The 15570-nt window shown below is 59.6% G+C and carries 14 protein-coding genes; 11 read left to right on the top strand and 3 right to left on the bottom strand.

Translation table 11 applies throughout. The features are described 5' to 3' along the window. Nucleotides 1-24 precede the first annotated feature (24 nt). The gene (locus ACN0SY_RS04760) at nt 25-606 is read left to right on the top strand and encodes a hypothetical protein (RefSeq protein WP_417684920.1); all 582 of its coding nucleotides are present in this window, start codon (nt 25-27) and stop codon (nt 604-606) included. Between the two features lie 169 nt (nt 607-775). Next, on the top strand, nt 776-1396 hold the full coding sequence (locus tag ACN0SY_RS04755) for a nitroreductase family protein (protein ID WP_417684918.1): 621 nt from the start codon (nt 776-778) through the stop codon (nt 1394-1396). 92 nt (nt 1397-1488) lie between these two features. Here ACN0SY_RS04755 and ACN0SY_RS04750 read toward each other — a convergent pair whose 3' ends face one another. Both ACN0SY_RS04750 and ACN0SY_RS04745 read right to left on the bottom strand, forming a co-directional pair. After that, nucleotides 1489-2103, bottom strand: a complete 615-nt coding sequence (locus tag ACN0SY_RS04750) for a rhodanese-like domain-containing protein (protein WP_417684916.1) — start codon at nt 2101-2103, stop codon at nt 1489-1491. A 145-nt stretch (nt 2104-2248) separates the two neighbouring features. Continuing rightward, the gene (locus tag ACN0SY_RS04745) at nt 2249-3490 is read right to left on the bottom strand and encodes a hypothetical protein (protein WP_417684914.1); all 1242 of its coding nucleotides are present in this window, start codon (nt 3488-3490) and stop codon (nt 2249-2251) included. A 700-nt stretch (nt 3491-4190) separates the two neighbouring features. On the opposite strand from ACN0SY_RS04745, the gene ACN0SY_RS04740 reads away from it, so the two are divergent. Continuing rightward, a complete protein-coding gene (locus ACN0SY_RS04740) occupies nt 4191-5666 on the top strand; it encodes a helicase HerA domain-containing protein (protein ID WP_417684912.1) in 1476 nt (491 codons plus the stop codon). A gap of 132 nt (nt 5667-5798) precedes the next feature. Next, entirely contained in the window at nt 5799-6269 is a 471-nt protein-coding gene (locus ACN0SY_RS04735) for a DM13 domain-containing protein (protein ID WP_417684910.1), read from the top strand. Nucleotides 6270-6339: 70 nt separating this feature from the next. Here ACN0SY_RS04735 and ACN0SY_RS04730 read toward each other — a convergent pair whose 3' ends face one another. Continuing rightward, entirely contained in the window at nt 6340-6693 is a 354-nt protein-coding gene (locus ACN0SY_RS04730; RefSeq protein ID WP_417684908.1) for a hypothetical protein, read from the bottom strand. A 219-nt stretch (nt 6694-6912) separates the two neighbouring features. On the opposite strand from ACN0SY_RS04730, the gene hmgA reads away from it, so the two are divergent. From hmgA to ACN0SY_RS04695, 7 genes are all read left to right on the top strand, one after another. Beyond that, nucleotides 6913-8262, top strand: a complete 1350-nt coding sequence (hmgA, locus tag ACN0SY_RS04725; protein ID WP_417684906.1) for a homogentisate 1,2-dioxygenase — start codon at nt 6913-6915, stop codon at nt 8260-8262. Then, complete coding sequence (locus ACN0SY_RS04720; RefSeq protein WP_417684904.1) at nt 8262-9164, top strand: MBL fold metallo-hydrolase; 903 nt, start codon at nt 8262-8264, stop codon at nt 9162-9164. The genes hmgA and ACN0SY_RS04720 overlap by 1 nt, the downstream gene beginning before the upstream one ends. After that, nucleotides 9161-10177 carry a fumarylacetoacetate hydrolase family protein gene (locus tag ACN0SY_RS04715; protein WP_417684902.1) on the top strand — a complete coding sequence of 339 codons (1017 nt, stop codon included), beginning with the start codon at nt 9161-9163 and terminating at the stop codon, nt 10175-10177. Before ACN0SY_RS04720 ends, ACN0SY_RS04715 begins: the two co-directional genes overlap by 4 nt. 61 nt (nt 10178-10238) lie before the next feature. Next, nucleotides 10239-11198 (top strand): MBL fold metallo-hydrolase, encoded by a 960-nt coding sequence (locus tag ACN0SY_RS04710; RefSeq protein WP_417684900.1) that lies wholly within the window; start codon nt 10239-10241, stop codon nt 11196-11198. A gap of 62 nt (nt 11199-11260) precedes the next feature. Beyond that, nucleotides 11261-12874 carry an FAD-dependent oxidoreductase gene (locus ACN0SY_RS04705; protein ID WP_417684898.1) on the top strand — a complete coding sequence of 538 codons (1614 nt, stop codon included), beginning with the start codon at nt 11261-11263 and terminating at the stop codon, nt 12872-12874. Then, entirely contained in the window at nt 12871-13065 is a 195-nt protein-coding gene (locus ACN0SY_RS04700; protein WP_417684897.1) for a DUF2783 domain-containing protein, read from the top strand. The genes ACN0SY_RS04705 and ACN0SY_RS04700 overlap by 4 nt, the downstream gene beginning before the upstream one ends. A 189-nt stretch (nt 13066-13254) precedes the next feature. After that, the gene (locus ACN0SY_RS04695; protein WP_417684895.1) at nt 13255-15501 is read left to right on the top strand and encodes an EAL domain-containing protein; all 2247 of its coding nucleotides are present in this window, start codon (nt 13255-13257) and stop codon (nt 15499-15501) included. Nucleotides 15502-15570 lie beyond the last annotated feature (69 nt).

Genomic DNA, 15570 nt, shown 5'->3' with positions numbered 1-15570 from the left:
TCCCTTACGTTAATGGGGGAAGTGATGATCAGACTATATTTTGCCGCTTTAGGTTCGGTGCTCCTTTCAGGCCCAGCTGCGCTCGCAGACTGCAAGAACGACATTCAGGCGATGATGAAGGCCGGGGAAACGGCGTCGAATTACCGTGAGGAAACGCAGACGCTTATCGGCGGGCAGGTTGTCCAGCATTCGACCCAGTTCTACCAGGATTACAGCCATTTTTATCAGGTGGTGAAGGAGACCGGGGTTCATTGGTTGGTTCTGGGAAATCAGGAATATGTCTCGCGTGACGGTATGACCTGGTCGCCATCACGGACACGGGCCCCGGACTGGTTGGAAGACCGCCTGGCTGCAAATGCGGCCACCAGGGAGACGATCAAGGACATCGCTTGCGAAACGGAAGACCTGGACGGCGTCACGCTCCGCAAGTTCACCTATATTCAGGAAACCACCGACCCTCCCGCGGTCTCCACGGTGATCACCTGGTTGCCCGTCGACAGCGACTTACCCATTAAGCGCTCGGTGACAACCGAAATGAGCGGGCAGGTAATCGAGATGAACGTCACCTTTGATCGCAACGACGAGGTCGTTTTGCCGAAGCCATGACCAGCGGTGCGAGATGGTGGATAGAGGTACGTAATTGTTCATCATTGGCGAACACTGTAGTCATGGAAACGCGCGAAGGACTATCTTGATATCAAGATAAAAAGGATCACATTGGCACCACGACAGAGACAAGCGGGGCATCGAGCCTCCCGCGCTATTGGAGAGTGCCATGACCATTCACGTCGCAAATGACATCAAGCTTGACGAGTACCGTAACGCCGAGCATCCCGTGGAGCCGCTTTTCGTCGGGCGTTGGTCGCCACGCGCCTATGATGGCTCACAGATGCCCCAGGCGGACCTGATGACCATTCTTGAGGCCGCCCGTTGGGCTCCGTCCGCCTACAACGTTCAGCCCTGGCGTTTCGTCTATGCCCTGCGCGGCGACGCAAACTGGGACAAGCTGCTGGACCTGCTGAACCCGTTCAACAAGGATTGGGCGCAGCGCGCATCCGCACTGGTGTTCCTGTTCTCCGACAAGCTCGTTGACCAGGAAGGGGCCGAACCGCTGGTTTCCGGGACCCACTCCTTCGACGCAGGCGCTGCCTGGGCCCAGGCGGCTCTCCAGGCAACGGCCCTCGGGTATCACGCCCATGCCATGGCAGGCCTGATGCATGACGATATTCCGGCAGCCCTGAACGTGCCGGAGCGCTACAAGATCGAAATCGCTTTCGCGGTGGGTCGTCGGGGCGATGTGTCTGTGCTGCCAGAAGCCCTGCAGGAGCGTGACCTTCCGAGCCCGCGCCTGCCGCTTTCAAAAACGGCGTTTGCTGGAGGCTTCAAGGCCGGCTGACCTGGCCGGGATTGAGAGCATCAAATACACGGAAGGCGCCGAAACGGCGCCTTCTGCATGTCAGGGTCAAAAGACCATTTGCCAAGACTGGCTCAGAACATGTCCTCGGCGGTCGTGAGGCCCAGCACAATCCAGTCCTGCATGCCGCCGCGGTAATAGAAGATCTTCTCAACCGGATAGCCTTCGCGGACCATCGCCTTGATCGCCGTCGGGCTTTGCGGACAGGCAGGGCCGTTGCAGAAGGCGATCATGTCGTCCGCTGCCGAACACTCCCATGCGCCCTGGCCGCCTGTGCAGCCCAGTTCATCCAGACGCATGGCAACCTCGGTATAGGGGATATGGATGCTGCCCGGGATGGTCGCCTGGGTGCGCCATTCCGTCGTGCGCATGTCGACGACTTTTGCGCTCTTGGCCTTCAGGGCCTCCAGCACCTCCAGCTCGCCCACGGGTGTCACTCCCGGAACAGGCACCATCGGCTGAAGGACGCCGCCGATCAGCGCCGCCTCGGTTTTCTTGCGCGTGATGTCGATCGCGCCGTCTTCCGTTTCGACGGTCACCACCGTGTCATCGCCCTGAATTTTCAAACCTTCCTCGGCAAGGGCCGGTCCACAGATTACGGCAAGTGCGAGCGCCATGACGCCGACGCCCGTCATCCGAAAGCGATCGAAACCCGAAAATTCGCGAAGATCTGAAAGAAAACGTGTCATCTGCGTCCTCCCGTGAAGCATGAGACCTCAATCAATATCAATATTCATATGATTGAATATGTCTTTCGGCAAGATTGTTTCAGCGCCCGCGGTTAAAGAAACAGTCTGCTCATGATGCTGGCCCACACGCCTGACACGCAAAGGGTCAGTTTTCCGGGGCTTTCCAACCGGCCTCGCGAAGCGCGGACAGCAGCGCCTCAAGATCATTGTCGTCCACGAACAAAAGCTTCAATGCAAGGTGAAACCTGCTGTCTGGCCAGGATTTCTCGAACTCTTCAAGCAGTCGTCTGGCATCGGCTGATTGTCCGGCCCTCTGGTGCGCAGCTATCAGGTAGGCATGGCTGATCGGGCCTACGGGACTGCCAGCCGCCGCCGCACGCTTCAACTCCGAAATGCAGCCCTGAAAATCGCCGAGGTGAAACTTGGCGGTCGCATATGAAATCCGGAACACGTGCCTTCCGGGGGAGTTGACCGAGTAGTTGGCCGGGTTGGCGACCGAAATCACGCGCTCGAAATCGCCTCCGAAGAAGGCGATGAGGGAGTCGAAGTCGACAACGCTCAGATCCTCAGGGGCAATCGCAAGCGCCCTGGCCGAATAGCTTCGGGCCTCGTCGACATCACCGCGCGCGAATGCCATCCAGGCGAGAGCCGACTGCGTCCACGCAGCAGACGGGTTCAGTTGCAGGGCCTGATTTGCGTGCTCCATTCCAAGTTCCAGCAGTGCCGCTTTTTCCTCTCCGGGCGGGAACCGGAACGCCTGCAGGCCGATGACCTGTGCCAGGCCAGCATGCGCACGGAATTGCAGTGGGTCGAGCCGGACCGCGTGCTCGAACATGTCCCGGGTCGCCCGTAGCCGGATCGGGTCGATCGCGGGGAAGATGAGATCGCGCGCCTGTTCTGCGAGATTGCTGGCCTGCAGCGCGGCAGGGGACTTGAGCATGAGAGCTTCGCGCTCAGCTTCGCCTGAGCGGCTCGGGGGAGACAAATCGAGGTCCGATTCAGTCCATGGTCGTTGATCGATCACCAACAGGGCCAAACCGCCTGCAACGGCCAAGGCGACGAGGGAAATGGCAATCCTGGCGCCATAACGCGATTTTATGGCCGCACCTCCTGGATCCGCTCTCTCCGGTCGGACTTCGAAGCGGACGGCATACTGGCCCGGATCCACATGGATCCAGATTGGGTCGTCCACGCCAACGCTTTTATAGTAGGAAGAAAGCGCCTGTCGCAGCCGTCTTGCGTCCACCCGCACGAGGTTCGATGGATCGCCATCTTGCGAGGGCAGGCGGTTATAGACATCCGCGGCGATTGTTTTGCCGAGCAGTTTTTCGCCGCGCCCGGCGAGTGTCTCATCCACAATATATGTGAGGAAATTCTGCAGTCTCACGGACCCGGAGAACTCCGCCGACTCGCGAATTCTTGCAATGATTTGGTCAACGGATTCCCGCGATGGTTTTGGTGCCTTATCAATGTCCGTATTTTTGCTCATAGGCCGAAAGTCCGGAAAGTCTTTTGAAATCAGGACGTTGGATTGGTGAAACACGGCGTTTATACCGTGAAATACTCCATTTCACGTATGACATTAGGCCAAGGTCGCTGCAGATGAAACGATCAAAAGTTGCAATCGTTCCTTTGGGCGGCAGTTCACAGGACGATGCTTTCGCAGCGGATCACAAACGCGAAAACGCGGGTCCGGCTTGCGGGGGATGCCAAGCCTGAAAGCAAAAATGCAGGCAGTATCCCGGTACGGTCGAATACGTGGCCCCATCCTGCCTCTTGCGAGAGGTATTCGACCCCAGATCCTCACTGCCCCCGGGCGGTGGGGATTTTTCTTTTATGGAACCGTCCGGGGGTCATCGGTCTGTATTCCTGCCGCACATCCCTTGCCCTTGGCAATATTGCTCTATAGATCGGTCAAAGGAGTTGGCGGTCTGTTGAAAACCCTTGTGATGAGGGGGAAAAGGCCACCGGTTCGCGCTCGAATTTTGGCTGCCAGCCGGGAATCATGCTTTTTTCCGTGCAATGAATGGAGCGAATGCATCCGCGCGCAGGACATTCGACATTGAACATGTCTTCTGGATTGGTGAATGACGGTTAGCATCGATATCGGCGAAGTTGCGAGCGGTTCGCGCGCTGGAATGGATCTGGAAGAACTGCTGGCGACCCGGTTGCTGGTTCAGGGCAATTCCGGTTCCGGTAAGTCGCATCTTCTGCGCCGGCTTCTGGAACAATCCGCGCCATGGGTCCAGCAAGCGATCATCGATCCGGAAGGCGACTTCGTTTCCCTTGCCGAAAAATACGGTCATGTGGTCGTCGACGCCGTGGGGACCGAGAAAGACCTTCAGATGATCGCGGGCCGGGTGCGTCAGCACCGGGTATCGGTTGTCCTGAACCTGGAAGGGTTGGACGCTGACCGCCAGATGAAGGCGGCAGCCACATTCCTTGACGGTCTCTTCGATGCGGACCGGGACCTCTGGTATCCGATGCTGGTGGTCGTGGACGAGGCGCAGCTATTTGCACCGGCGGCGGCCGGCGAAGTCAGCGAAGAGGCGCGGCGCCGGTCCTTGGGTGCCATGACCAACCTCATGTGCCGCGGGCGCAAGCGCGGCCTTGCCGGCATCATCGCGACACAACGCCTGGCAAAGCTTGCCAAGAACGTGGCGGCGGAAGCCTCCAATTTTCTGATGGGGCGTACCTTCCTCGATATCGACATGGCCCGTGCTGCAGATCTCCTCGGCATGGAGCGGCGCCAGGCAGAATCCTTCCGCAATCTGGATCGAGGTCATTTCATTGCCCTGGGGCCCGCTTTGTCTCGGCGCCCGATTCCGGTGAAGATCGGCCCGGTGGAGACCTCCGGTCGTGGCGGAAGCCCGAAGTTGATGCCGCTTCCCGAAAAGCCCGTGGAAGAGGCAAAGGATCTCATCTTCACACCCGCGCCGGGGGAAGCCATTCCAATGCGGCCGCGCAGTCCGGAGCCGGTCCTTTCCACCTCCGACGTGCTGAGTCAGTTGTCCAGTGCCGAGCACGCCGCGGATGCCGCAGTGGAACCGGCCGCCAGCCTTCTGGACTATGGCGAGCGGGAGGAGACAATCGACCGGATCATCGGCGAGATCCTCGATGAGCCTGATGCGGCCTTCCAGCCGATTGCCTCGCTCTATCAGGATTTCCAGGTACGTTGCCGCATTTCCAAGCTTCCCGGTGGTGCGCCGGACCTTCAGGTCTTCCGCGAGAAGCTGTCGGTTGCCCGCGCGGGCGTCGAGAAGGGCGATATCGACGACAACGAATGGCAGAAGGCAGAGCTTATCGCGTCCGAACTTCCCGAGGACATGCGCGGTGTCTACCTGCTGCTGGCCAAGGCAGCGCTCGCCAAGGCACCATGTCCGGGCAACATCGAGATCGCGACAGCCTATGGCACCCGGTCCCCGGGCCGGGCGCGATGGCTGCTAAGCCACATGGAGGAGCGCGGTTTCCTTGTCTGTGCGACGGATCTGCGCGGCAATCGGATCGTGACGTTGACTGACCTTGGATGGCAAACAGCTCCGGGCGACGAAGCGGCGGCCTGAGGCTTGACGCAGGAAGCAAGCAAGTCAGCGGCTCAGGCCTCGTCAACCATGTATTGATTTGCAATGATCGACATGCGAAGCGAGACATCTGTTTTCCTCCGGTGAGGGAGGCAGATCTTCACGGGGGATCGCATGCTTCGGATCATAGCACTTCTGGTTTCTCACGGCGCCATGCTCGGCATCGGTTTCGCGCTTGGGGTCTATCTGCTGCCGATCCTGACCGCCCCCCAGGCACCGGACCAGGCAACCCTTCGGAGCGCGGCGCAGTCGGCCGAGTTTGCCGCCGAGTTCACACGCAACCTCAAGGGCAGCGATTTCCTGCATTGGGGTGAAGGCACTGTCAGCGTTTCAAACGAACGCATCGTGCATGAAGGCCGGCTTGCCCCCGGACCGGATTACAAGCTTTATCTCGTCGAGGACTTTGTAGAGGACGAGGCTCAGTTCGAGAAGCTGAGAGACCGCTCCGTGCGCATCGGGGATGTGAAGTCCTTCGACGGATTTATTCTGGACGTGCCGAACGGCATCCGTATCGAGGGGTACACGACTGTTGTGATCTGGTGCGAGGCCTTCGGCGAATTCATCACGGCGGCGAAATACCGGTAGTGCGCGCCGGTGCAGTAAATGTCTGCCCAGGCTCCAAGCCCCGGTGGCACGCGGTACGGGCGGGGTAGGCTCAGTCTGCCGGCCGCATGCGTTGCGCGGTCCCAGCTACGGCCTTGGCTGCGGGATCCTTGTTACCCAGAAGATACCGTAGCTGCGCAATTTCCTGCTCGATTCCATGAATGGTACGCTCCAGGACACTGTCGAGATAACTCCCGGCCGGAGCATTTTCCCGAATTCTTTCGGCCTTGTCCCTGGTCTTGCCCAGGAACAGCAGCAGGTCATCGATATCATCGGAGCGGACCGAGATCGCCTTATGCAACAGATACGGAGGGACGTGTCTGCCGATACGGGTGAAGCCGCAACCCGTTTCGCCCACGGCGGGTGCTTCAATGGAAGCAGGGAGTTCACTGGAAGCCGGCAGCATTGCGTCACCTCATTTGTTCTTGCTTTGTTCTTATAACAGTGCCCGTACCGATTCACAAGTGCGTGGGCTCGCCGCCCAAATTTGAGCGGACGGGAAGGGGATGGGTTACCATGCCCGCAGACGGAGTGACGCGGGCCCGCATTGCCAGCTTGACCAGTTGCAAACAGAAAGTTACATACGTAACTAATTTGCAGGTAGCCCGTTTCGGGAGGAGACAAGATGCGCCAGGATGCCAGCCAGATTGCCGGGCAAAATACGCTCGAATACATGCCCGGTTTCGGCAATGACTTCGAAACCGAGGCGCTGCCAGGAGCGCTGCCGCAGGGCATGAACAGCCCACAGAAATGCGCTTATGGCCTTTATGCCGAGCAACTTTCAGGCACCGCCTTCACTGCTCCGAGCCATCAGAACGAGCGGACCTGGTGCTACCGCATCCGCCCGTCGGTGAAGCACTCCACACGCTATACCAAGATTGATCTTCCCTATTGGAAGTCTGCGCCGCATGTGGATCCGGATGTCATTTCCCTCGGCCAGTACCGCTGGGATCCGGTGCCGCATACGGATCAGGCGCTCACCTGGCTGACCGGCATGCGCACCATGACCACGGCAGGCGACGTGAACACCCAGGTCGGCATGGCGAGCCATATCTACCTGGTGACGCAGTCCATGGTGGATGAGTATTTCTATTCCGCTGACAGCGAGTTGCTCATCGTTCCCCAGGAAGGACGACTGCGGTTCTGCACCGAACTCGGCATCATTGATCTGGAGCCGAAGGAAATCGCGATCATCCCGCGCGGCCTTGTCTACCGGGTGGAGCTGATCGATGGTCCGGCTCGTGGGTTCGTCTGCGAGAACTACGGCCAGAAGTTCGAACTGCCGGGCCGTGGTCCGATCGGCGCCAACTGCATGGCCAACCGGCGCGACTTCAAGACCCCGGTCGCCTGGTTCGAGGAGCGCGAAGCCCCCTCCAAGATCACCATCAAGTGGTGTGGCCAGTTTCATGAAACGAAGATCGGACATTCGCCGCTTGATATCGTCGCCTGGCACGGCAACTACGCGCCGGTGAAATACGATCTGAGAACCTACTGCCCGGTCGGGGCAGTGCTGTTCGATCACCCGGACCCGTCGATCTTCACCGTTCTGACCGCGCCTTCCGGCGTTCCGGGCACGGCGAACATCGACTTCGTGCTCTTCCGCGAGCGCTGGATGGTGGCCGAGGACACCTTCCGTCCACCCTGGTACCACAAGAACATCATGTCCGAGCTGATGGGCAACATCTACGGTCAGTATGATGCCAAGCCGCAGGGCTTCGTGCCGGGCGGCATGAGCCTGCACAACATGATGCTGCCCCACGGCCCGGACAAGAACGCCTATGAAGGCGCGTCCAACGCCGACCTCAAGGCGGAGAAGCTGGACAACACCATGTCCTTCATGTTCGAGACCCGCTTTCCGCAGCATCTGACCAAATTCGCCGCACAGGAAGCCTTGCTCCAGGACGATTACATCGACTGCTGGGAGAGCCTTGAGAAGAAATTCGACGGCACTCTCGAAGGCAACTGGGACAAGTGATGAGCGATCGATCTGCGCAGGAGGGAACGCAGGACCGCCTTGTCATCCTCGGATCCAAGGGAGGTCCCGCGATCCGGCCGGGCGGCCCGTCTCCAACCAGTTCCCTGCTGGAAATTGCGGGGCGGCGGTGCGTCATCGACTGCGGTCTCGGTGTGACCCGAGGCCTCGTCGAGGCCGGCGTCAGCCTGAAGGAGATGGATCTCATCTTCATCACGCACATGCATTCCGATCATGTGCTGGAGCTGGGGCCGCTGATCCATACGGCCTGGACCACGGGCCTTTCCAAAAAAGTGACGGTCTTCGGACCGGCTGATCTTCAGGAGTACTGGGACGGTTTCCTTGCCTCCATGCGCTACGACATCGACTTGCGCATTGCGGATGAGGGCAGGCCGGACCTGCGCGGCCTGGTCGAGATCCGGTCGATCAGGGAAGGGGACATCGAGCTTGGCGATGCGGCGCTCAAGGTATCGGCTCTCAGGGTCGACCATCCGCCTGTCGTTGACTGCTTCGCCCTGCGGTTTAATGCGTCCGACGACAGCGGCAACTGGTCGGTCGTGTTCGGAGCCGACACGGCCTTTTTCCCGCCGCTCGCCGAGTTCGCCGGGGACTGCGACATCCTTGTTCACGAGGCGATGCTGGAGCACGGGGTCGACCGGATCGTGGAAATCACAGGCAACGGCGACAGGCTGCGCCAGCACCTGATGGCAAGCCATACAATCGCTCCCGACGCGGCAAGGATTGCAGCGCTGGCCGGGGCCCGTCATCTCGTACTCAATCATCTGATCCCGGCGGACCTGCCGGGCTTTGCAGAGCAGGACTGGCTGGACGCTTGTGCGCCGCAGTTCGCCGGACAAACGACGGTCGGCAAGGACGGCCTGACGATACCGAGGAAACACTCATGAAACTCGCTACGCTCAAGGACGGCAGCCGCGACGGCAAGCTGGTCATCGTCAACCGCGAACTGACCCGTTGCACCGAGGCAACCCATATTGCCCCGACGTTGCAGGCAGCTCTAGACAACTGGGAGAAGGTCGCGCCGAAGCTGGAAGTTTTGGCCGAAAGCCTCAGTCACGACGCGGTGCCGTCGCTGCGCTTTCACGAGCATGACGCCATGTCGCCTCTGCCGCGCGCCTACCAGTGGGCCGACGGCTCTGCGTACGTCAATCATGTCGAGCTGGTCCGTAAGGCCCGCAACGCGGAAATGCCCGCGAGCTTCTGGACCGACCCGCTGATGTACCAGGGCGGGTCGGACAGCTTCCTTGCGCCCCGCGACCCGATCCTCATGGGCGACGAGGCCTGGGGCATCGACATGGAAGGCGAGATCGCCGTCATCACGGGCGATGTGCCCATGGGCGCGACCGTTGAACAAGCGCGCGATGCCATCCGTATGATCATGCTGGTCAACGACGTTTCCCTGCGCGGTCTGATCCCGGCGGAACTTGGCAAGGGCTTCGGCTTCTTCCAGTCCAAGCCATCGTCGGCTTTCTCACCCGTGGCGGTGACCCCGGATGAGCTGGGGGATGCCTGGGACGGCGGCAAGGTCAGCCTGCCGCTTCGCGTCGATTACAACGGAGAGGCCTTTGGCCGTGCTGAAGCAGGCGTGGACATGACTTTCGACTTCCCGACGCTGATTGCCCATGCCGCGAAGACCCGCCCGCTCGGGGCCGGTGCGATCATCGGTTCCGGCACCGTCTCCAACAAGCTGGAGGGCGGCCCGGGCAAGCCGGTGTCTGAGGGCGGTGTCGGCTACTCGTGTATTGCCGAGATCCGCATGATCGAGACCATCAACGATGGCGAGCCGAAAACGCCGTTCATGAAGTTCGGCGACACAGTCCGCATCGAGATGATGGACCAGTCCGGCCATTCCATCTTCGGTGCGATCGAACAGGCCGTGGAGAAATACGAGGGAGCTTGAGCCTCCTCTGAAACCTACTCTGAATTGGCCGGCAGGCCTGACAAATTGGACGGAACACCAAATGAGCAAGAAATTCGCCTCCCAGGGCGACATGGAAGAAAAGAAGATCACTTTCGAGGAAATCGGCAAGGATCTCTGGGCCTTTACAGCCGAAGGCGATCCGAACACCGGCGTCATCATTGGCGATGACAGCGTCATGATCGTGGAAGCCCAGGCGACCCCGGAACTGGCGAACAAGGTGATCGAGAAAGTTCGCTCCGTCACCGACAAGCCGATCAGCCATCTGGTCCTGACCCATTATCACGCCGTGCGTGTTCTGGGCGCAGCCGCCTATCAGGCGCCCAACATCATCATGAGCCAGAAGGCCCGCTCCATGGTGGTGGAACGCGGTGCGGAAGACCGCGAGTCCGAGTTCATGCGTTTCCCGCGTCTGTTCATGGGCTACGACGATGTCGCCAAGATCCCGCCGCTGACCTGGCCAACCACGACCTTCAACGATCGCATGACCGTCTATCTCGGCAAGCGCCGCGTCGACCTGCGCTTCCTTGGTCGTGCCCACACCGCCGGTGACATCGTCATCCACGTGCCGGACGAAAACGTCATGTTCACCGGCGACATCGTCGAATACCACTCCGCCTGCTACTGCGGCGATGGCCATTTCACCGACTGGCCGGCGACGCTGGAAGCGATCCGCTCCTTCGATGTCGAGGCGATTGCACCGGGCCGCGGTGATGCCTTGGTCGGCAAGGAAATGGTCGGCAAGGCTCTGACCAACACTGCCGACTTCGTCACCTCCACCTACAAGCCGGTCGCCCGTGTCGCGCAAGGCGGCGGTTCTCTCAAGGAAGCCTGGGATGCCTGCCGCGCCGAATGCGATCCGAAGTTCAAGGACTATGCGATCTACGAGCACTGCCTGCCGTTCAACGTTGCCCGTGCATACGACGAGGCGCTGGGCATCGACACGCCGCGCATCTGGACCGCCGAGCGCGACGCCGACATGTGGGCAAAGCTTCAGGACTAAACGCCCGAGGCCGCAAAGACAGATGGACCGGGCGGCATGAAGCCGCCTGTCCGGGAGGAACCATGTCTAAAATCTTTGAAACGCCGCTCTACCCCTATGAGCGCTCGAGCGATCAGGACGCGGTCTCGCCGGTCAATCATCCGGTGATTGTCATTGGCGCCGGGCCCGTGGGGCTTGCGGCTGCCATCGATCTGGCACAGCAGGATGTGCCGGTGGTCGTTCTGGACGAAAACGACAAGGTCAGTTTCGGCTCCCGTGCCATCTGTTTTTCCAAGCGGTCTCTCGAAATCATGGACCGGCTCGGCTGCGGCGATGCCTATGCCGACAAGGGCGTCGTCTGGAACCTCGGCAAAGTCTTCTTTGGCGACCGCAAGGTCTATGACTTCAACCTGTTGCCCGAGGATGGCCACAAGCGTCCGGCCTTCATCAATCTGCAGCAGTACTATTGCGAGCTCTATCTGGTCGACCGGGTCCGGGAACTGCAGGCCGAAGGCAAGCCCATCGAGATCCGTGGCAACAGCAAGGTCACCGCTTTGGAAGCGGTCGAGCGCTGCAATCGTCTGACCGTCGAGACCCCGGACGGCCCTTATGATCTCACCTGCGACTGGCTGATAGCCTGCGACGGGGCCGGCTCGCCCACACGCCGCATGATGGGCCTCGATTTCGTCGGTCGCGTCTTTGAGGACAACTTCCTCATCGCTGACGTCACCATGAAGGCCGACTTCCCGACGGAGCGCTGGTTCTGGTTCGACCCGCCCTTCAACAAGGGGCAGTCGGCCCTTCTTCACAAGCAGCCCGACGGCGTCTGGCGGATCGATCTCCAGCTCGGCTGGGACATCGACAAGGAAGACGAGAAGAAACCGGAGAAAGTCATTCCTCGGCTCAGGCAGATGCTGGGCGAGGAGGTGGAGTTCGATCTTGAGTGGGTTTCTATCTACACGTTCCAGTGCCGCCGGATGGAGAAGTTCCGCCATGGCCGCGTTCTCTTTGCCGGCGACAGCGCCCACCAGGTCTCACCCTTCGGCGCACGCGGCGCAAACTCCGGCTTCCAGGACGCGGAGAATCTTGCCTGGAAGCTGAAGCTGGTTCTCGGCGGCAAGGCACACGAAAGCCTGCTTGATACCTATGACGCCGAGCGTGTGTTCGCAGCCGACGAGAACATTCTGAATTCCAGCCGTTCTACCGATTTCATTACGCCGAAATCCGAGATGAGCCGCATCTTTCGGAACGCGGTCCTGGACCTTGCGGAGCACCATGCCTTTGCAAGGCCGCTAGTGAACTCGGGCCGCCTTTCCTTGCCGAGCACCTATGACGGGTCGGCGCTGAACGGACCTGATGCGAAGGGCCTTCCCTCCCGCACCCGGCCGGGCGCACCGGCGTCCGACGCGCCTCTTGGAGAGGATTGGCTTTTGAAGAGCCTGGGCGGTGACTTCACGCTTCTTGGTTTGGGGCGCGATATCCCGGATATTTTCATGATCGAAGGGGTCGAAATTCGGGGCATCTCGGTGCGCAGAGACGAAATGTCAGATGCCCTGCGCGAGCGCTACCTTGGCGATGCAGACGGCGCGGTCTATCTCCTGCGCCCGGACCAGCATGTCGCTGCACGGTGGGTGGACTATGACGAGAGCGCGGTGAGAGACGCGCTCATGACGGCAATCGGCAAGACGGCAGAATGACGATGACGAAAGAAGCCCCAAAGGGACTGGAACGCCCGGACGATTTCTATGCTGACCTTCTTTCAGCCCATGACGGGCTTTCGAAGGAGGAAAGCGATGCCTTCAACGCCCGGCTGATACTGGTGCTCGCCAATATGGTTGGAGACCATTCTCGCCTCAAGGAGGCCCTCTCGCTAGCCGCCCAGGATTGATGGGTTCAAGATTTTCTGGTCTGAAATCAAGTGCTGATCGTGTGGTTTTGATTGGATACTATATATTTCTGAAGTAGATATCGTCAAAAATTGCAGTGTTATAAATATTAATATCTGAATTTGTTTTTTGTTATCGATTATTACGTATGGTCAGGCTTCTGGTTGAGGCAGGCTAGGGCGTTTCGGTGCATGAGCAAATTTCCGGTTCCGGACAATGAAATGGAGCGGTTGGCCGAACTGCGGTCACTGAATATCATCGACACCAAGCGCGAACCTGCTTTCGACGCGGTAACAAAGCTTGCCGCGGCAATTTTTGAATGCCCGATCGCGCTGATTTCTCTCGTCGAAGAAAACTACCAGTGGTTCAAATCCTCGGTGGGTCTCGATGCGGAATGCACGTCGCGCAATGTTTCCTTCTGCACCCACGCTGTCGCCTCAGGAGATGTTCTGGTCGTTGAAGATGCACTGTACGACCAGCGCTTTTGCGACAATCCCCTCGTCAACAGAGCCCCGTGGATACGGTTTTACGCAGGATGTCCGATCAGTCTTGATGGTGAGCGCTTTCTGGGCGCCTTGTGCGTCATTGACCGGAAGCCGCGGATGCCGACGCAAAGCCAGCTCGAGCAGCTCAAATCCCTCGCCAATATCGTCGAAGGCCTCATGAGATCCTATCAGGCGGTGTCGGTAGCTCACGAGTCAAGCTGGCTGGCGCAGGAACGCAGCGTTGAGGTTGCGCGAAAGAACCGGCTTTTGAAGCAGGTCGAGACTCTGGCGGAAATAGGCGCGTTCAGGGTCAATCTGGCGACACGAGAGACGGTTTGGTCGGACCAGATCTTCGCGCTCCATGGCCTGCCGGTCTCTGATAAATCTCCGTCACTCGACGAGGCTCTGGAGTATTTTCCCGAGGACGAACGTCTCCGTGTTCTGCAGACAGTCGAGCGCGACCTTGCGTCCAAGGGTAGTTTTCTCGTTGACGCTGACTTCATGACCGCCAAAGGCGACAGGCGGCGCATTCGCTTCATGGGCGAAGTGGACACGGGATCCGACAATGATAGCGTGGTCATCGGTGTGATGGACGACATCACCGAGCGATACGAGCAGGAGCAAGGCCTATGGCGCACTGCCAACATCGATGCTCTGTCGGGGCTTGGGAACCGGCACTGGTTCCATAACGAACTTGATCGGGTCCTGAAGCAGGTCAAGGAGGAAGGGTCGTACTACGCCCTGATGCTGATTGATCTGGACGGCTTCAAGCTGGCCAATGACAGCCTCGGACACCAGGCGGGCGATGAGGTCATTCGGGTCGTTTCGCGCCGCATCCGCGATGTTGCAGGTGAGGATGCGATCTGCGCCCGCATTGGGGGCGACGAATTCGCGATCATCGTTTGCTGCAACAAGGTCATGCTTCCGCGTCAGCTGGGGTCCATGATCATCTCGCGGATCAAGGAGGCCATTCCCTTCGAGAAAACCGCGGCCTATGTCAGCGCGTCGATCGGGATCGCCTTTGCTCCGATGGATGCCAAGACGCCTGAAGACTTGATGAAGTTTGCCGACATGGCGCTTTACCGCGTGAAGCGCTCGGGACGTGGCAGGGTCGGGGTCTACACGCAGGAACTGAAGCGGATCTTCGGGGCGCGTCAGAAGGCCATCGACGTCGTAAGGTCGGCCTATCGCTCCGACCGCATCCGGGCGCATTATCAACCTATCGTCGACCTGACGAACAGGCAGTTGCGCGGAGCAGAGGCTCTGGTGCGCATAAGTTCCCCGAACAATACGCTGCTTGGTCCGGACGACTTCTGGGAGGCCTTCAAGGATCCGGAAAGTGCCCGCATCGTCGATAGCAGTGTCTTCCAACTGGTGCTCGATGATCTTGCGAAGTGGAAAGCCGAGAAAGTCGATCCTGGCTGTGTGAGCATCAACGCGTCCAAGTACTGGTTCCAGACAGAGGACTTCGCAACAGGGTTCCTGACGCTACTTGATGAGCACAAGATTTCTCCGGGTGTGATCCGTCTGGAGGTCACGGAGAGCGTTCTCCTGAACGAAGAGACCGAAAGCGTCAGCCGGATCCTGCTGGAACTGCGGGAGGCGGGCGTGTCGATCGCTCTTGATGACTTCGGTGCCGGCTTTGCGTCACTGACACACTTGCGGGACTACCCGATCGACTCGATCAAGATTGACCGGTCTTTCATCAAGGGGCTGGAGAGTTCTCAGCAGAGTACCCTCATCGTGCGCTCCATAGTCGAACTGTCCCGCAATTTCGATCTGACCGTGATCGCTGCAGGTGTTGAGACCGTGGGGCAGGCGGAGTATCTGCGGGCGATCGGCTGTGACCAGGCGCAGGGTTCGCTTTTCGGCTCTGCCGTCGAGGCTGCAAAGCTGCACGACAGCCTCGTCAAGTCGGCAGCTTCGGACGAGCTGATTTCATTCGTGATCTGACCTTTTTGACAACACTGCACGCGCCCTCCGCGATACGCAGAACCGGAACGTCAAGCATGCGACCGGTTC

This window comes from Roseibium sp., assembly GCF_048261595.1.
In the GTDB taxonomy this organism is placed as follows: Bacteria; Pseudomonadota; Alphaproteobacteria; order Rhizobiales; family Stappiaceae; genus Roseibium.
The sequence above is the reverse complement of the archived record's forward strand: the minus strand, read 5'-3'. Positions and strand labels throughout refer to the sequence as shown.

Excerpts from the sequence above, each read along its gene's own strand:
- ACN0SY_RS04760 (WP_417684920.1), top strand. The coding sequence starts at position 25 with ATGATCAGACTATATTTTGCCGCTTTAGGTTCGGTGCTCCTTTCAGGC.
- ACN0SY_RS04755 (WP_417684918.1), top strand. The coding sequence starts at position 776 with ATGACCATTCACGTCGCAAATGACATCAAGCTTGACGAGTACCGTAAC.
- ACN0SY_RS04750 (WP_417684916.1), bottom strand. The coding sequence starts at position 2,103 with ATGACACGTTTTCTTTCAGATCTTCGCGAATTTTCGGGTTTCGATCGC.
- ACN0SY_RS04740 (WP_417684912.1), top strand. The coding sequence starts at position 4,191 with ATGACGGTTAGCATCGATATCGGCGAAGTTGCGAGCGGTTCGCGCGCT.
- ACN0SY_RS04735 (WP_417684910.1), top strand. The coding sequence starts at position 5,799 with ATGCTTCGGATCATAGCACTTCTGGTTTCTCACGGCGCCATGCTCGGC.
- ACN0SY_RS04730 (WP_417684908.1), bottom strand. The coding sequence starts at position 6,693 with ATGCTGCCGGCTTCCAGTGAACTCCCTGCTTCCATTGAAGCACCCGCC.
- hmgA (WP_417684906.1), top strand. The coding sequence starts at position 6,913 with ATGCGCCAGGATGCCAGCCAGATTGCCGGGCAAAATACGCTCGAATAC.
- ACN0SY_RS04720 (WP_417684904.1), top strand. The coding sequence starts at position 8,262 with ATGAGCGATCGATCTGCGCAGGAGGGAACGCAGGACCGCCTTGTCATC.
- ACN0SY_RS04715 (WP_417684902.1), top strand. The coding sequence starts at position 9,161 with ATGAAACTCGCTACGCTCAAGGACGGCAGCCGCGACGGCAAGCTGGTC.
- ACN0SY_RS04710 (WP_417684900.1), top strand. The coding sequence starts at position 10,239 with ATGAGCAAGAAATTCGCCTCCCAGGGCGACATGGAAGAAAAGAAGATC.
- ACN0SY_RS04705 (WP_417684898.1), top strand. The coding sequence starts at position 11,261 with ATGTCTAAAATCTTTGAAACGCCGCTCTACCCCTATGAGCGCTCGAGC.
- ACN0SY_RS04700 (WP_417684897.1), top strand. The coding sequence starts at position 12,871 with ATGACGATGACGAAAGAAGCCCCAAAGGGACTGGAACGCCCGGACGAT.
- ACN0SY_RS04695 (WP_417684895.1), top strand. The coding sequence starts at position 13,255 with ATGAGCAAATTTCCGGTTCCGGACAATGAAATGGAGCGGTTGGCCGAA.